The organism is Streptosporangium sp. NPDC002524, assembly GCF_040295985.1.
GTDB lineage: Bacteria > Actinomycetota > Actinomycetes > Streptosporangiales > Streptosporangiaceae > Streptosporangium.
The window spans coordinates 96,445-112,616 of the sequence record NZ_JBEOWK010000020.1 but is presented as its reverse complement, the minus strand read 5'-3'; the positions used below and the strand labels follow the sequence as shown (position 1 = coordinate 112,616).

Genomic DNA, 16,172 nt, shown 5'->3' with positions numbered 1-16,172 from the left:
GCCACGGATGCGCGGCCAGCCAGCCGGGGAACCCCTTGCGCACGAGCCTGGCTCCGGGCGACTGCCCGGGGAGGTCGCCGCGTCCCCGCAGGAAGGCGTAGAGCCCCGCGCACGCCAGTGCCGTCCCGGTGACGGCGAGGCCGATCCGGTTGCCCAGATAGGGCCTCATCACGCCTTCTTCCTGCGCAACCGTACGACGACGTCACCCGCGCACATCGCGCCCAGCCCGGACAGCCGGTCCCCCACCGCCGCGCCCACCCGGCGCAGCACGGGACCGGTGCGCTCGGCGTCGGTGAACACGGTGACCTCGACGATCCGCGACGTGAGCCGGACCCGGGCCCCGTTCACCTCGTCCACCGTCTCGGCGGCCTCCCGCAGCGTGCGGCGAAGCCCGGACCTGGTGATACCGATGACCAGGTGCGGGTCTCCCGACTCCAGCGGCACCAGCCGGGTCCGCCCCGGCAGCGCGGCGAGCGCGAGCATCACCAGGCCCGCCGCCATGGCGAGCGTCGACACGGCGAACGTGGCCGGATCCGACCAGTTCCACGCGCCGACGCCGTTGACGAGCCGCCGGTAGGGCACCCGCGCGACCGGCGACTCCGTGAGCAGGCCCACCGTCACCGAGGCCGAGACCACCAGCACGGCGGACGCCGCCAGGGCCGCGGGGACTCCGGCGGGGGTCCTGCCCGGCCGCAGCAGCCGTACCGACCTGCGCCGGACGTCCTGGAACTGCTCGGCCGCCGCCTTGCCTCCCGAGCCTCCGGTGGTGGTCCCCGCGCCGCCGGTGCCTCCCGAGCCCGCCAGGATGTCCTGGAGAGTAGTCGTCATTCGGTCATGTGTACGCGTTCGGGCAGGACCGGGGCGGGGATCAACCACCCACTTACGCGATCTTGGACCCCTCCTGGCGGGAGCATTGACCGCCCGCGCCCGCCCGCGCCCGCCCGCGCCCGCCCGCACGGCAATGTGAATACCGTTCATATTCGCCGGAGCCGGGTTATCCTGCGGACATGGACGACCGCCAGCGCTACGACCGGGCCACAGCGCACCTGGATCCCCCCTTCGCCGTCCTCGACCTGCCCGCCCTGCGCGCCAACGCCGAGGCGATGGCCCGCCGGGCCGGGGGCAAGCCGATCCGGGTCGCCAGCAAGTCCGTCAGGTCCCGCGCCGTGCTCGAACGCATCCTCGCCATGGACGGCTTCACCGGGATCATGGCCTTCACCCTCCCCGAGGCCCTCTGGCTCGTCTCCACCGGGATGCGGGACGTGCTGGTCGCGTACCCCACCGTCGACCGCGCCGCGCTCGCCGAGCTCGCCGCCGACCCGGTCGCGGCGCGGGAGATCACGATCATGGTGGACCACGCCGAGCACCTGGACCTCGTCGAGTCCGCCGTCTCCGGAGTCCGCGACCGCCACGAGATCCGGCTCTGCCTGGACGTCGACGCGGGCTACCTCGCCTTCGGCGGCCGGTTCAGGGCGGGGGTCCGCCGCTCCCCCGTCCGCGAGGTCGACCAGGCCGCCGATCTCGCCACCGAGATCGCGAAACGCCCCGGATTCCGGCTCGCGGGCCTGATGGCGTACGAGGCGCAGATCGCCGGGGTCGGCGACGACGCTCCGGGCAACCCCGCCTTCACCCGGGCCGTACGCCTGATGCAGGCCCGGTCCCGGCGCGAGCTGATCACGCGCAGGGGCCGGATCGTCCAGGCCGTCCGCCAGGTCACCGACCTGGAGTTCGTCAACGGCGGCGGCACCGGCAGCATCGAGAAGACCGCCAGGGAGAGGGCCGTCACCGAGATCGCCGCCGGATCCGGCTTCTTCCACCCCCGCCTGTTCGACTTCTACCGGGGATTCACCGGCCGGCCCGCCGCCCTCTTCGCCCTGCCCGTCGTCCGCCGCCCCGCCCCCGGCGTCGTCACCGTCCTCGGCGGCGGCTACCCCGCCTCCGGCGCCCCCGGCGACAGCCGCTTGCCCCAGCCCTATCTGCCGTGCGGGCTGCGCTACGACGCCGACGAGGGAGCCGGAGAGGTGCAGACCCCCCTCATCGGGCAGGCCGCCGAGGACCTGCGCGCCGGTGACCGCGTCTGGTTCCGGCACGCCAAGGCGGGCGAGCTCTGCGAGCGCTTCGCGAGCCTGCACCTGATCGACGGGGACGAGGTCGTGGACGAGGTCCTCACCTACCGCGGCGAGGGCCGCACCTTCCTCTGACCCTTCTCCCCTCCGGCCTCTGCCCCTTCTCTCCCCTGCCCCTTTTCTCCTCCGAGCCCCTCTCCGGCCTCTGTCCTTCTCTCCTCCGGCGGATCCGTGGCCGGGAGCGGCGCGAACCCCGGGGACGCACCTCCCCGAACCCGGCATCGCCCGGGGCGCGGGAGCGGAGGCCGGAACGCGAAACGGGCACCCGCCGCTACACCGGCGAGTGCCCGTTCCTGCCACGTCTCAGCCTCTCCCCCCGGACGACGGCCCGCGGTGCTCCCGCGCCCGGGGGGACCGGACCTCCGAGGGATCTCAGAAGCCCAGGTTGAGCTCCTCCCACCTGCTGCAGCTGGAGGTCGACGAGCTGCGGTACTTGACCTGGCAGGTCTTCACCCGTACCTCGCTGACGTCGTGCGCCGTGACGCGGAAGCGCTTGGTGTCGTCGTAGCTGCACAGCCTGACGCGCTTGACGACGTCCCAGTCCTCGTCGCCGGACGAGATGACCTGGACCTCGGTGTAGGCACAGCGACCGCCCTGGCGGAGGGTGCGCCTGTCACCGTCGTACAGCTCGCCCCGCAGCCTGAACGTGTTGTTCTCCTCCTCGTCGCCCTCGACCGAGTACTCGGCCTCCAGCGTGGCCCGGCCGTTCCTGGACTCCTGCTCGAAGCTGTCGTCGAAGTCACGGGCCGACGCGGACGCCGAGGACGCTGCTGACGCCGACGTCGACGTGGCGGCGAAGGCGGCCGGAGCCACCGTCAGCATGAGACCGGTGGTGGCGCCCACCGCGATCGCGGCGCGAATGATGTTTTTCATGGATTTACCCCTCCCTTTCACCTACTGCGATGTTCCGCGCGCAGGAAAAAGGTCACATGAGTAAACCCCTACTCAATTCGGGGCCGCCGGCCGGACATCGGCGACGTTCGAAACCCCCCGGTCAGCGACGACGGCGCCGCCACAGCACGACCACCGCGCCGAGCGCCAGCACCGCGCCCACCCCGATCAGGATCGGCGCCAGGTCCGGCCGGTCGTCCGTCCACAGGTCCTCGGGCTCGCCGGCGAGCTTGACCGGCTTCGGCCCCGCCACCCCGCCCACCATGTCGCCGACCTGGGCGACGAGATGCTCCGCGTTCGCCCTGACCTTCGCCACACCACGTGCCGCGACCCGCTTGGGGCTCACCCGGTCCGCGATGGCGTCCACCGTCTGGGCCAACTCCGCGCGCGTGCGCTCGATCTGCCGCTCCAACTCCGCGGGATCGGTGTCCGCCATGGCTCTCCCTCCCTACTCCTTGACGTCGATCAGTCTGTCAGGTCCCGCCCGCCCACGACACTTCGGACAGGCCGGTAAGTTGACCGGGGAACCTTTCCTCGGAGGAACACCATGAAACTCGAGCCGGGCGACGCCGCCCCGGACTTCACGCTTCCCGCCGCCGACGGCACGACCGTGTCGCTGGAGGCACACCGCGGCAAGCGCGTCATCCTCTACTTCTACCCCGCCGCGATGACCCCGGGCTGCACCAAGCAGGCCTGCGACTTCCGCGACAGCCTCGCCTCGCTGACCTCGGCCGGATTCACCGTGCTCGGCGTCTCGAAGGACAGCCCGGCCAAGCTCGCCAAGTTCGTCGAGCACGACGCCCTCACCTTCCCGCTCCTGTCCGACCCCGCCCTGGAGGTCCACAAGGCCTACGACGTGTACGGGGAGAAGACGATGTACGGCAAGACGACCCTCGGGGTCATCCGCTCGACCTTCGTCATCGACGCCGACGGCAAGATCGAGAAGGCTCTCTACAACGTGAAGGCGACCGGCCACGTGGCCCGCCTCCGCCGCGAACTCGGCGTCGACTGACACCCGTTTTTCGCCATTTAACACGATGTGCGCATGCCCCAAGAATTGTCAGTCCCATTGCCTAGCCTTGGGGCGTGCCCACCAAATACAAATACACCCCCGAAATGCTGGCGGAGGCCGCGGCCGCCTCACTCAGCATCGCCGACGTCCTCCGCCGCCTCGGCATCACCATCGCGGGCGGCAATTACACCCACATCAGCCGCCAGCTGAAGCGCTTCGGAATCGACACGTCGCACTTTCGCAGGGTCTCCCCCAACAGAGGGAAGCCCTCACCGCGACGCAGTCGTCCGGAACAGGTTCTCACCATGCGACCAGGGGGCAGCCCACGCCCGGACCCCGTACAGCTCAGGCGCATCTTGATCGAGATCGGGATGCCGTATCGCTGCGCGGGATGTAGGATCGAGGGCGCCTGGCAGGGCCGGGCATTGACACTGCACGTCGACCACATCAATGGCGACCGGCTGGACAACAGAAAAGAAAACCTGCGATTCCTCTGCCCCAATTGCCATTCACAGACAGAGAATTTCGCAGGAAAGAATAGGGGTCGTAGCCCAACGGTAGAGGCGGCGATTTTAGGTGTCGTACAGAGCGGGTTCGAATCCCGTCGACCCCACAAAACAATTAAGAATCGCCCGGTCGAAATAAAGTCGATAGACACCAGCGTAACGATATCGGCCCAGGATTCGTTCTTCATAGAATACTGCCGGATCGAGAAACGCTTCGCGTCGAGGTCCGCGGTCATACGCAGGGCCATTCAGCTGATGCGCGAGTCCGTCCTCGAAGAGGACCGGGCCGCCACGTCCGGCGAGGTCGGCGAGACCTGAGCTGTGGTTTCGCCGTGGGGGGCGGCTCCGGCGGGTCTCCAGTGTGAGGTCCGGCCGTTCGCGGGGCCGGTCTCGGCGAGCCGTGTCGCCGGTCGCGCCCGCCTGTCCCAGAAGTTCCGCGCGCGTGGCTCCCTGCGCGTGGCTCCCTGCGCGTGACTCCCTGCGCGTGACTCCCTGAGCCTTCGCCGCGTTGGCGACGGCTTTCCAAGAGAGCACGTCTCCTGTCACATCGCCTCGTGTGCGCCCGGTGACGCGCTCCCTGACGACAGGCCGGGGTCTCCAGGCGGGGGAAGCGCGGTGTTCTCGTGAAGCGGGAGGCGGAGCACGAAACGCGCGCCGCGGGGGCTGTCCTCGATCCGGAGGGTGCCCCCGCTCGTCTCGGCGATCTGCCGGGCGATCGGCAGGCCCAGCCCGGTGCCTCCGGCGTCCTTGCCGCGGGCGGTGTCCAGCCGGATGAACCGCTGGAACACCAGCTCGCGCTTGTCCGGATCGATGCCCGGCCCGTCGTCGATCACCTCCAGCACCGCGGCGCCGTGCGGGAATCGCCGGCCGTCGTCGCGTCCGCCGCTCGGCGCACGCCGCACATTGATGACGATGCTGCTGTCGGCGTGCCGTTCGGCGTTGTCGATGAGGTTGGTGAGGAGGCGGCCTATCCGCAACCGGTCTCCGATCACCACCGCACCGAGTTCGAGCGAGAACTCACACCTGTTTCTCATGTGGTGGCGCATCCGGCACTCCGCGGCGACGAGTTCGGCCAGATCGATCGTGTCGTGCGCGCCAGGGCTTCCCGCGTCCAGCCGCGCGATGGTCAGCAGATCCTGCACGATCGCCTGAAGCCGCTCCAGACCGCCCAGGATGGTGCGCCCCAGTTTGGTCACATTGGTCTCCTGGGGCGCGAGCAGGGCGTCCTCCACCTCGGCGCGAATGGCGGCGATGGGGCTGCGCAGGTCGTGGGAGGCGTCCGAGGCGAACTGCCGCTGTTGTTCCACCGCGGCCTGCAGGCGGCTCAGCGTGTGGTTGACGCTGACGGCCAGGTCGTGGATCTCGTCATCGCCGAGCGGTACGGGCGCCCGGCGGCTGAGGGAGGTCTCGTTGATCTCGTCGAGTTCCGCCCGGATGGCGGTCACCGGCTTGAGGGACGCGGTGGCGATCCGGCGGCCGAGGTAGGTGATGACCGCGGCGAGCATCACCGCGGTCCCGCCGACCAGGGCGGCCAGCAGCGGGTCGACCCATGGGGAGATCGCGGGAGAGGCGCTGTAGACGATCCAGTTGCCACCCTCCCGGTAGGCCCACTGTGCGATCACGATGTCGCATTCGCCGGAAGGAAAGACCCCGCCGCACACGACGGATTTGGCGGTGGCCTTGTTGGCGGGGGTGAATGCCGCCATGCGCGGTTTGTCCCGCAGCCTGGGGGTCGAGATGACGACCCGGCCCTGTGAGTCGACGACCTGGATATGGCGGAACGGATTCTGCGCGAGGGGGTAGGCGACCCTGTCGCGTTCCACCTGCATGGCCACCCGGCCGCCATCCGCGACGATCTCCGCGGTGAGCGACTCCGTGCCGAAACGGTGGATGGCGACCATGAGCAGTGTGGCCACCAGTGTGCACAGCAGGGTCGCCGTCACAGAGGCGAACAGGGTGATACGTGTTATCAGTGAAAAGCAGTGTCTGACGCTCATTTTGACTCCCCTGAACGGGGGGCACCTGGTGGATGAGTCCTCGGTGTTGAGGGTCCCGTGGTGGGCCGGGCTGTTTCTTTGGGTGATCGCCGGGCCGGGACGGCACCGGCGCGGTCGCGCCGCGGGCGGCGTACGGCCGGCCGAGACGTCCGGGGACAGGTTCCCGGTCGGTTCCGGTGGCTCCTGGTCCGTCAGCCTCCGTCAGCGGTGACGGCCGGCGTGCTGCTCGGGTGAATCGACTGAAACGGCTCATCCTCGGTAAGCATCGACAAGTGTCTCTTGAACCCGATTATCTAAAAAAGCGGAAAGGCCGCGACAATGTGAGGTGCGGCTTGTTGCAAAATCTTAAAAGGCTCCCCCGGCGACCACCACCCTCAGGTGGTCCGACTGTTCCCCCCAGATGGACCGAATCAGGGATGTCGGTCGGGCCACTGCGAGCCGGACAGGAGTTTCGTCCTGGTGGCCACGACCACCGCCTCGAGCTGACTGTGCGCGCCCAGTTTCACCATGACGTTCTTGATGTGGCCGCGGGCGGTGTACAGGCTCACGATGAGCTTTTCGGCGATCGCCCGGGGGCAGAGTCCCTCTCCCATCAACGCCAGTACTTCCCGTTCGCGGGCGGTGAGCCTCGCCCAGTTCGTGCCGCAGTCCATCGGTGGCGCGCCGGGCCGGATGTCCTTGAGGAGTGCGCTGAGCGTTTCGCACTCGACCATGACGATCTTCTGATCGACCGAGGCCCGGATCGCTCCGAGGATGTCCGCGAACGCGTGGTCCTTCGCGAGGAAGCCCGCGGCCCCCGCCGCCATGGAGGCCACGAAGAGGGCGGGGGTGGCGTCCTCCGCCAGAATGAGGACGCGGGCTTCCGGGCGAGACTCCTTGATCCGCCTCGTGCCTTCGATCCCGCCCTCGACTCCGTCGACGTCGGGCAGGCGGATGTCCATGAGCACGACGTCGGTGCCGGATGCCGTGGCGAGTGGCATGGCGTCCTCGACCGTTCCGAAGGTCCCCACGCAATCGAGATCCGGCTGGGCGTCGATCGCGATCTTGAGGGCGCCGGCGAGCGCCTGCTGATCCTCCACCACGAGAACCCGGATCATCGGGTGTCCCCGCTCGCCGCGAACCTCACCGCGAACGCGGGCGTTCCCCGGCCGCCGTCGTACTCCCGGCCGACGCGTCCGGTCCGGGGACGGATCGGCGGTCCGTCCGGCGATCGCCCGCGGATCCCTCGCCCTCTTCTCGCCGGCGGACGTCTTCGGCAGCCCGGGGGTATGTCTCCCGGTTGGAGGTGGCGCCGTCGCCGGTCGCGATCTGAGCGCGGTAGAGGTCTCCGGCACCGAGACGGACCGGGCCGGTGGCGGCGGCTCCGATGCCGCCGTACCCGTCCCGGCGTTTGGTGGCACGGGTGAGGAGATGTGGGCGCGGCGGGGAAGGCCGTGCCCACGGCGAGCGCGGCGACCCCCGGGGGCCCCGGTCGTGGCGGAACGTCGAGTGCCGGCGGGAGAGCGCTCCGGCCGCGCCGTGTGTCGTGGCCGCCGACTTTCCCAGGTGTGAACCCGGCATGGTCATCATCTCCCGAGAGGGATGTCGGGCCGGAGCGCCGCTTCCAGCGGGTTCGAGCATCCAGCCCTTTTGTGCCTTTTCTGCCCTTTTAACCTTTCAACATTGAAGGGGAACTTCACGTTCCGCAGTGAATGCGATACTTAGTGAAGACTGTCATCTCGGATCGAGATGGAGTCGCCGGGGGCGAATGTGGATCTACGGCAGATGGAAGTCGTCGTGGCGGTCGCCGAGGAAGGTGGATTCACCATGGCGGCGCGGCGTCTGCACGTGGTCCAGTCCGCGGTGTCCGGCACGGTGCGTGCGCTGGAACGTGAGCTGGGGACCTCGCTGTTCGACCGCACCACCCACCGGGTGACCCTGACACCGGCCGGCGAGGCGTTCGTACCGGCCGCACGCGCGGCGCTGCGGGCCGCGGACCAGGCGCGGGCGACGGTCGGCGCCGTGCGGGGGTGGGTCACGGTCGGCACGATGCAGGGTGTCTGGGCCGATCTTCACGAAGCGCTGGCCGGCCTGAGGAAGGAGCACCCGGGCGTGGTGGTCCGGCTCCGGCAGACGTCGGTGGCCGATATCCGGCAGTCGTTGCGCGAGGGCGCCGTGGACCTCGCCGTGGTGGCACTGGATCGCCAGCAGCAGCGGGGGCTGGTGACCAGGTTGCTGTCATGCGAGGAGATGGGGCTGCTGACCTTGACCGGGTCCGCACTCATCGGCGACGATCCGGTGACGCTCGCCGAGGTGGCCCGCCTGCCCCTGGTGGACTTCCCGCCCGGCTGGGCGATCCGTCACTCGGTCGACCGCGCCTTCCGCACGGCCCTCGTCGAGCGCAGCACCGCGTTCGAGGTGAACGACATCCTCGCGGCGGCCGAACTCGTCCGTCACGGTCTGGGGGTCTGCATCATGCCCGAGTCGATCGCCGCCCGGTTCCCGGACCTGCTCATGCGCCGCTTCGCCCAGCACGGGCCGAGCTGGAAGATCATGGTCGTACGGCCTCGCCGGGTGCCGTCGCCGGCGGCCGCCGCCCTGCTGAGGCACATCACCTGACGTCGGCGGAAAGACGCGTCACGCGCGGCGGGTGGTGCCACGTTGCCCGCCGGTGACAGCCACCTTCGTCTTCGGTGTACCGGACGACGTGGCCTCGACGGCGATACCGCGGACCGGCAGGGCGGGGGCGGGGGCCACTACCCGGTACGGCCGCTCGGAGCGGCTGCTATCCGGGACGGCGAGGGGAAAACGTCAGGTCGCGCGGCCGTTCTCGTGGCCGCGCGACCCGGCGTCGTTGTGATTGATCACCACAAACTGTCTCCCTTTACTCACCCCAGAGGGCGCTCCCGAAAACCATGGTGCCCCAGGGACCGTAAAGGCCGTGTAAGCCGTACCGAATGTCCGGCCCGGTGTGCGACCTGAGTCGTACACCGGGTTCCACCTTGAGGGGGAAGGTCGCTGATCCGGGCGTCCGTATCGTAGTGGTGTGTTCGGCAGACTACGCGCCTGGAGCGGGCGCCATCCCAGGATCACGGACGCCCTGTGGCTGACTCCGTTCCTGCTGGTCTCGCTGCTCAACGTCTGGACCGTCGGGGTGATCGACGTGGTGGCCTGGGGGGCGGAGAGGCTCGGGCTGTGGGGGTTCGCGGGGCTGACGTTACTGCTGTTCGTGCCTTTGTTCTGGTTGCGCGAGCGTCCCGTCGCGGTCTTCGCGATCATCTCGCTGACCTCTTTCGTCCAGTGGCTCCTCGGGGTGCAGGCCCTGTTCTTCAACGTCTCCGTGCTGGTCGCCATGTACGGCGTGGCGTCGCGGCGCCCGTTGCGCTGGGCGGTGGGGGCGGGTCTGGTGGTGGAGCTGGGGTTGTTCCTGGTGTTCGGGCGGGTGCCTCAGGGGCTCGATCCGAGTGCCTTCGCCACGGCCTCGGCGTTCGCGATCGCGATCTGGATGGCGGGGATCTACGCGAACACCCGCCGCCGTTACCTGGAGAGCCTGGAGGAGCGGGCCGAGCGGGCGGAGCGGGAGCGTGACCAGCAGGCCAGGCTGGCGGCTGCGGCGGAGCGGGCCCGGATCGCCCGTGAGCTGCACGACGTGGTCGCGCACAACGTGAGTGTGATCATCGTTCAGGCCGACGGGGCGGGGTACGCGATCGACAGCGATCCCGAGCAGGCGCGCAGGGCGATGCAGGCGGTCTCGGCGACGGGCCGCAGGGCGCTGGCGGAGATGCGGCGGATGGTGGGCGTGTTGCGGGCCGACGGCGTCCAGGAGGAGTACGCTCCGCAGCCGAGCCTGTCGCAGCTGGACGGCCTGGTGGCGCAGGTGCGCGAGTCGGGGTTGCCGGTGGAGCTGCGGGTGTCCGGCCTTCCCCGGGAGCTTCCCGAGGGGGAGCAGCTGACGGTCTACCGGATCGTGCAGGAGGCCCTCACCAACACCCTCAAGCACGGCGGCCCGGACAGCAGGGCCACGGTCGAGATGGAGTACGGCGTGCGGGAGCTGCTCTTGCGGGTGACCGACGACGGTCGCGGTGCCGCGACGCCGGAGCGGGCGGGCGGGCACGGCCTGGTCGGCATGCGGGAGCGGGTGGCGTTGTTCGGCGGGAGCGTGGAGGCGCGGCCCGTTCCGGGTGGCGGGTTCCAGGTGGTGGCGCGGCTGCCGATCGGCGACGCCGGGGCGGGGCGGGCGGCTTGACGGGGCACGCGCTGGATGACCAGGTGATCGACGGAGTGCGCGGTGGGTGACCAGGTGATCCGGGTGATGCTGGTCGACGACCAGGAGTTGCTGCGCACCGGTTTCCGGATGGTCCTCGGCGCCCAGCCCGGGATCGAGGTCGTCGCGGAGGCGGGCAACGGGGCGGCCGCGGTGGAGGCGGTGCGGACGGTCGCCGTCGACGTGGTGCTGATGGACGTGCGGATGCCGGTCATGGACGGGGTGGAGGCGACGCGGCTGATCCGTTCGGCGGCCGGTGGGCCCCGGGTGCTGATCCTGACCACGTTCGATCTGGACGAGTACGCGTTCGCGGCGTTGAAGGCGGGTGCGTCGGGGTTCCTGCTGAAGGATGTGCCGCCCGCCGATCTGGTGAGCGCGATCCAGTCGGTGCACAGCGGGGACGCGGTGGTGGCGCCAAGCACGACGCGGCGGTTGCTGGAGCGTTTCGCGGTGCACCTCCCCTCGGCGGGGGTGGCCGAGCCGGCGGTGCTGACCGGGTTGACCGCGCGGGAGCGGGAGGTGCTGGTGCTGGTGGCGAGGGGGTTGTCGAACATGGAGATCGCCGGTCGGCTGGAGCTGGCGGAGGCGACGGTCAAGACGCACCTGGGCCGGATACTGGCCAAGCTGAGCCTCAGGGATCGGGCGCAGGTCGTGGTGTACGCGTATGAATCAGGGATCGTAACTCCGCATTCCGCCGACTAGCATGATCTTATGACGCACCCTGACGGTCAGCTCCGCGCGTCGCACGCCGACCGGGACGTGGTTATCGAGCAGCTGCGCGTGGCCGCCGGAGAGGGGCGGATCACCCTGGAGGAGCTGGAGGAGCGGATCGAGCGGACGCAGGCCGCCAGGACGTACGACGACCTGAGGGTTCTCACCGCCGACCTGCCGCCGAACTCGTCGCTCGCCATGCCGGGCGGGAGCGGGGGCGGGGGCGGGGTCCTGGAGCTGCGGACGAAGCACGGGCAGGTGCAGCAGAAGGACTACTGGGTGGTGCCCGCGCGCATCGTGGCGAGTTGCACCTCGGGCAACGTGAAGATCGACTTCACCGGGGCGGTGTGCTCGCACCGCGAGGTGCTGCTGGAGGCGACCTGCGGGATGGGCAACATCGTGGTGATCGTGCCGCGCGGGTGGACGGTGTGGGTCGACTCGCTCACGACGAGCATGGGCACGATCAGCAACAAGGCCACCGAGCCGGGCCGTCCGGACGCGCCGGTGCTGCGCGTCACCGGCAGGGTCGGCATGGGCAGCCTCAAAATCAAGTACCCGCGGAAGTAGCGCCGGGCGAGGGCGAGCGCCGAGAGGCGACCCGCCGGAGGCGAAGCCCCAACCGGAGGCGAACGCCCCGGCCTCCCCCGACCGGAGGCGCACGCCCAGGCCTCCCCGAACGCCCCTGAACACCTCGGCCCCCCCAAACACCCTGACCGCTCCCGACCGCCTCGGTTTCCCCCGACCGCCTCCGACCGCCTCGGCCGCTCCCGACCGTCTCCGACCGCCCCGGCCGCTCCCGGTCGACTCGGCCGCGCTCGGTGCCTCGGCCGAACGGCCGAGGCCGCGCTACGACGGAGGTCGCGCCCGTCCTTCTCCGGGCCCCCTCCGCGGCACCGCAAGTCAGGCTCAATGCCTGATGGATCCCCCTTTCCCCGTCAATAACGTTTGGTCCGTTCATAACGCCGTACGTTGTCGAAGGAGAGCTGCCGTGACCATCACCGGAGAGGTCGGCGCGTGGGACGCGCGGGGAAGCGCGGTGCCGGCCGTGACGGCCGTGACGGCCACAGGTCTCACCAAGGTGTACGGCCGGGGGGACACCGCCGTGCACGCGCTGCGAGGGGTGGACGTCTCCTTCGCGACGGGCGCCTTCACCGCGATCATGGGTCCCTCGGGGTCGGGGAAGTCCACGCTGATGCACTGCCTGGCCGGGCTGGACACGGTGAGCGGCGGGCAGGTGCGCGTCGGGGACGTGGAGCTGACCGGGCTCAACGACAAACAGCTCACCATGCTCCGCCGCGAGCGGATCGGCTTCGTCTTCCAGGCGTTCAACCTGCTGCCGACGCTGACGGCCGAGCAGAACATCCGGCTCCCGCTGGAGATCTCCGGGCGGCTCGCCGACCCCGCGCTGTTCGACCTGGTCGTGGAGACCGTGGGCCTGCGCGACCGGCTGGGTCACCGGCCCTCGGAGCTGTCGGGCGGCCAGCAGCAGCGCGTCGCGGTCGCCCGCGCCCTGATCAGCGGGCCGCAGGTCATCTTCGCCGACGAGCCCACCGGCAACCTCGACTCGCGCAGCGGCGCCGAGGTGCTCTCCTTCCTGCGGACGTCGGTACGCGAGCTCGACCAGACGATCGTGATGGTCACCCACGACCCGGTGGCGGCCTCGTACGCCGACCGCGTGGTCTTCCTCCGTGACGGCCTGCTGGTCAGCGAGCTGACCGGGCCGACGCCGCAGTCGGTGCTGGACACGCTGATGAAGCTGGAGGCGTGAGGTGCTGAGGACGACGCTGGCCGGGTTGCGGGCGCACCGGCTGCGGCTGGTGCTGACGTCGCTGGCGATCGCGCTGGGAGTGGGCTTCATCGCGGGGACGTTCGTGATGACCGACACCGTCGACGCGGGCTTCACCGAGAAGTTCTCGGCGGCGGCCGACAGGATCGACGTCGCCGTGCTCCCCCGGCCCGAGGGGAACGAGGCTCCGGCGGCCTCCGAGGAGACCCTGGAGAGGATCCGCGCCGTGGAGGGCGTGGCCGACGCCCAGGGGCTGGTGCGGGGCACGTCCGCCCTGCTCGGCAAGGACGGCAAGGCCGCCGGTGACTTCCCCACCGCGGGCATCTCCCTGCCCGAGGGCGACCTGAACCGCACCTCGATCGTGAGCGGCGCGGCCCCGAGGGGCGCGACGCAGGCCGTGCTCGACGAGAGCACCGCCAGGACCAGGGGTTTCAGGCTCGGCGACGTCATCGCGGTGCTCGACGCGAAGAACGTCCGGCACGAGTTCACGCTGGTGGGCCTGTTCGACATCGGCCTGGACCAGGAGCTCGGCTACTTCGGCGCGGTCGGCTACACCACGGAGACGGCCAAGAAGATGACCGGGCAGCGGGGCTACCGGGAGATCGACGTCGCCGCCGCCGAGGGCGTCACCCAGGAGGCGCTGCGCGGCTCGGTCGCCGCGGCGGTCGGCGCGGGTCACGAGGTCAGGACCGGTGAGCGGTACGCGGCCGACCTGGCCAGGTCCAACGGCGCCAACAGCGACTTCCTGATGCTGGGCCTGCTGCTGTTCGGCGTGGTGGCGATGTTCGTGGCCGCGCTGGTCATCTACAACACCTTCAACATCCTGGTGGCCCAGCGGACCCGCGAGATGGCGCTGCTGCGGTGCGTCGGGGCGACGCGCGGGCAGGTCTTCGGGTCGATCGTGCTGGAGTCGGCCGTGGTGGGCCTGCTGTCGTCGGTGCTCGGCCTGCTGTTCGGCTACGGCCTGGGCGCGGGGGCGCTCGCCGTGCTGGCGGCGTTCGACGCGCCGCTGCCCTCGGCCGCCGCGACCACCCTGACGCCGCGCACCGCCGTCCTGGGCCTGGTCATCGGCCTCACGGTCACGGTCGTCGCGGCGCTGCTGCCCGCGCGGGCGGCGACGCGGGTGGCGCCGATCGCGGCGCTGCGCTCGCAGGCCGAGGAGCAGACCTTCAGGACCGGCCTGGTACGGATGATCTTCGCCGGGTTGTTCCTCGTCGCGGGCGCGGGCGTCACGGTGGCCGGGCTGTCCATGAAGCCCGGCGAGACCGCCCTCGTGGTGGTCATGGCCGGGTGCTCGTTCGTCTTCCTCGCGGTGCTGGTCCTCGGGCCGGTGATCGTCAGGCCGCTGTCCGCCTTCGCGGGGTGGGTGCCCGCCAAGCTGTTCGGCGTGCCGGGCAGGCTGGCCGTGGACAACTCCCGGCGCAACCCGAAGCGGTCGGCGACCACCACCGTGGCGCTCACCGTGGGCGTGACGCTGATGACGGTCATCTCCGTCGTCACCGGCACCGTGCGGGTGACGTACACCCAGCAGCTCGACGAGCAGTTCCCCTTCGACTACATGGTGCAGACCCAGGAGCGCGACTCGGGCCTGCCCCGCGCGATCGCCGAGGGCCTGCGGACCAGGCCCGAGCTGGCCTCGGTCATCGCCTTCCGCGAGACCACCGCCAGGCTCGCGACCGGGACCGCGCGGTACGACGTGGGAACCTTCACCCCGGCCCCGGGCTTCAAACCGCCGCTCGACGCGGGCTCGCTCGACCGGCTCGTGCCGGGCACCGCGCTCGTCGCCGAACGCGTCGCCGAACGGCTCGGGCTCGGGGTCGGCGACCGGGTCACCGTACGGACGGCGAAGGCGGGCGAGGTCGGCCTGACGGTCGTGGGCATCTCCGACGTCGACGCGAGCCTCGCCGCCCTGACGGTGCCCGAGCGGGAGTTCGACCGCTACTTCGGCGGCGAGGTCGGCGACACCAGAGTGATGATCAAGCACCGGGACGGTGTGAACCCGGACCTGGCGCTCGCGGCGGTCGAGGCGGCGACGGAGCCGTACCCGACGGCGAAGGTCGCCAGCTCGACGGCGATGCGGGGCGAGTTCGACGAGGCGCTCGACATGGTACTGATGATCATCACGGGGCTGCTCGGCCTGGCGGTGCTCATCTCCCTGCTGGGCATCGCGAACACCCTCTCCCTGTCGGTCCACGAGCGCACCCGCGAGTCCGCGCTGCTGCGGGCGCTCGGCCTGACCCGGCCCCAGCTGCGGCGGATGCTCTCGGTCGAGGCGCTGGTCCTGGGCCTCATCGGCGCGCTGGTCGGCGTGGTACTGGGCGTCGCGTTCGGCTGGGCCGCCGCGCAGACGATGACCGACAACGTCGTCTTCCAGCTGCCGGTGCCGCAGATCCTGTCGTTCGTGGCCCTGTCCGGCCTGGCCGGGGTGCTCGCCGCCGTCCTCCCCGCCCGGCGCGCGGCCCGCGCCTCGGTCGTGGGCGCCCTCGCGAGCGGCTGACCGGTTGGGGCCCGGCCCGGCCGCACGCGGGCCGGGCCCCGTGGCCGGGACGTCTCGCTATCGGGGGCGGCGTCCCGGCCACTGCTCGGCCACGGTCTCGGGGTTGAGCAGCGGCCGGATGACGATCTCGCCGGTCGCCCTGTCGATCACCACGCACCCGGAGCCGACGGTGTCGGGCAGCACGCTGGGATCGTCGGACTCGGGCTCGTTCGACCAGGCGACGTAGCCCTCGTTGAAGGCGTAGATCCTGATCTCGACGGCGGAGCCGGGGCCGCGGACCCCGTTGAAGTACTCCTCCGCCACCGCCCTCGCCTGCTCCGGGTTCACGCTGTCCTCCTCGTCTCGTGGAAAAGGCCGCAGACGTGCGAAGCCGCCAGGGAAGGTACGGAGGAAGGTACAGAGG

General features: G+C 70.6%; 14 protein-coding genes, 1 tRNA gene and 1 pseudogene. 10 read left to right on the top strand and 6 right to left on the bottom strand.

The features are described from left to right. Nucleotides 1-168 precede the first annotated feature (168 nt). The gene (locus tag ABT053_RS30615; RefSeq protein WP_350973618.1) at nt 169-828 is read right to left on the bottom strand and encodes a DUF6286 domain-containing protein; all 660 of its coding nucleotides are present in this window, start codon (nt 826-828) and stop codon (nt 169-171) included. 179 nt (nt 829-1,007) lie between these two features. Between ABT053_RS30615 and ABT053_RS30610 the strand changes: the two genes are divergently transcribed. Then, the gene (locus tag ABT053_RS30610) at nt 1,008-2,201 is read left to right on the top strand and encodes an amino acid deaminase/aldolase (protein WP_350973616.1); all 1,194 of its coding nucleotides are present in this window, start codon (nt 1,008-1,010) and stop codon (nt 2,199-2,201) included. A gap of 297 nt (nt 2,202-2,498) precedes the next feature. Here the strand turns inward: ABT053_RS30610 and ABT053_RS30605 are convergent, their stop codons facing one another. Beyond that, nucleotides 2,499-2,999 carry a hypothetical protein gene (locus ABT053_RS30605; RefSeq protein WP_350973615.1) on the bottom strand — a complete coding sequence of 167 codons (501 nt, stop codon included), beginning with the start codon at nt 2,997-2,999 and terminating at the stop codon, nt 2,499-2,501. Between the two features lie 121 nt (nt 3,000-3,120). Then, on the bottom strand, nt 3,121-3,453 hold the full coding sequence (locus ABT053_RS30600) for a DUF3618 domain-containing protein (RefSeq protein WP_350973614.1): 333 nt from the start codon (nt 3,451-3,453) through the stop codon (nt 3,121-3,123). A gap of 111 nt (nt 3,454-3,564) precedes the next feature. Between ABT053_RS30600 and bcp the strand changes: the two genes are divergently transcribed. From bcp to ABT053_RS30585, 3 genes and pseudogenes are all read left to right on the top strand, one after another. After that, nucleotides 3,565-4,029 carry a thioredoxin-dependent thiol peroxidase gene (bcp, locus tag ABT053_RS30595; protein ID WP_350973613.1) on the top strand — a complete coding sequence of 155 codons (465 nt, stop codon included), beginning with the start codon at nt 3,565-3,567 and terminating at the stop codon, nt 4,027-4,029. 104 nt (nt 4,030-4,133) lie between these two features. Continuing rightward, nucleotides 4,134-4,541, top strand: a pseudogene (locus ABT053_RS30590) (HNH endonuclease signature motif containing protein); the annotation flags it as partial. Nucleotides 4,542-4,569: 28 nt separating this feature from the next. Beyond that, nucleotides 4,570-4,642, top strand: a tRNA-Leu gene (locus ABT053_RS30585). Between the two features lie 435 nt (nt 4,643-5,077). Here the strand turns inward: ABT053_RS30585 and ABT053_RS30580 are convergent. Continuing rightward, entirely contained in the window at nt 5,078-6,532 is a 1,455-nt protein-coding gene (locus ABT053_RS30580) for a sensor histidine kinase (RefSeq protein WP_350973611.1), read from the bottom strand. Nucleotides 6,533-6,942: 410 nt separating this feature from the next. Continuing rightward, nucleotides 6,943-7,629, bottom strand: coding sequence for a response regulator transcription factor (locus ABT053_RS30575; RefSeq protein WP_350973609.1), 687 nt, complete (start codon nt 7,627-7,629; stop codon nt 6,943-6,945). Between the two features lie 667 nt (nt 7,630-8,296). On the opposite strand from ABT053_RS30575, the gene ABT053_RS30570 reads away from it, so the two are divergent. The 6 genes from ABT053_RS30570 to ABT053_RS30545 all read left to right on the top strand — a co-directional run bounded on the left by ABT053_RS30570 (nt 8,297) and on the right by ABT053_RS30545 (nt 15,769). Next, the gene (locus tag ABT053_RS30570) at nt 8,297-9,130 is read left to right on the top strand and encodes a LysR family transcriptional regulator (RefSeq protein WP_350973608.1); all 834 of its coding nucleotides are present in this window, start codon (nt 8,297-8,299) and stop codon (nt 9,128-9,130) included. A gap of 427 nt (nt 9,131-9,557) precedes the next feature. Next, nucleotides 9,558-10,757: a sensor histidine kinase gene (locus ABT053_RS30565; RefSeq protein ID WP_350973606.1), complete on the top strand. Its 1,200-nt coding sequence runs from the start codon at nt 9,558-9,560 to the stop codon at nt 10,755-10,757. 54 nt (nt 10,758-10,811) lie between these two features. Next, nucleotides 10,812-11,477, top strand: a complete 666-nt coding sequence (locus ABT053_RS30560) for a response regulator (RefSeq protein WP_350973693.1) — start codon at nt 10,812-10,814, stop codon at nt 11,475-11,477. A 9-nt stretch (nt 11,478-11,486) separates the two neighbouring features. Next, on the top strand, nt 11,487-12,053 hold the full coding sequence (locus ABT053_RS30555) for a DUF1707 domain-containing protein (protein ID WP_350973604.1): 567 nt from the start codon (nt 11,487-11,489) through the stop codon (nt 12,051-12,053). Between the two features lie 421 nt (nt 12,054-12,474). Further along, on the top strand, nt 12,475-13,254 hold the full coding sequence (locus tag ABT053_RS30550; protein WP_502991897.1) for an ABC transporter ATP-binding protein: 780 nt from the start codon (nt 12,475-12,477) through the stop codon (nt 13,252-13,254). A 1-nt stretch (nt 13,255) separates the two neighbouring features. Further along, a complete protein-coding gene (locus tag ABT053_RS30545) occupies nt 13,256-15,769 on the top strand; it encodes an ABC transporter permease (RefSeq protein WP_350973602.1) in 2,514 nt (837 codons plus the stop codon). A gap of 57 nt (nt 15,770-15,826) precedes the next feature. Here the strand turns inward: ABT053_RS30545 and ABT053_RS30540 are convergent, their stop codons facing one another. Continuing rightward, on the bottom strand, nt 15,827-16,096 hold the full coding sequence (locus ABT053_RS30540) for an SUKH-4 family immunity protein (RefSeq protein WP_350973601.1): 270 nt from the start codon (nt 16,094-16,096) through the stop codon (nt 15,827-15,829). Between the last annotated feature and the right edge of the window lie 76 nt (nt 16,097-16,172).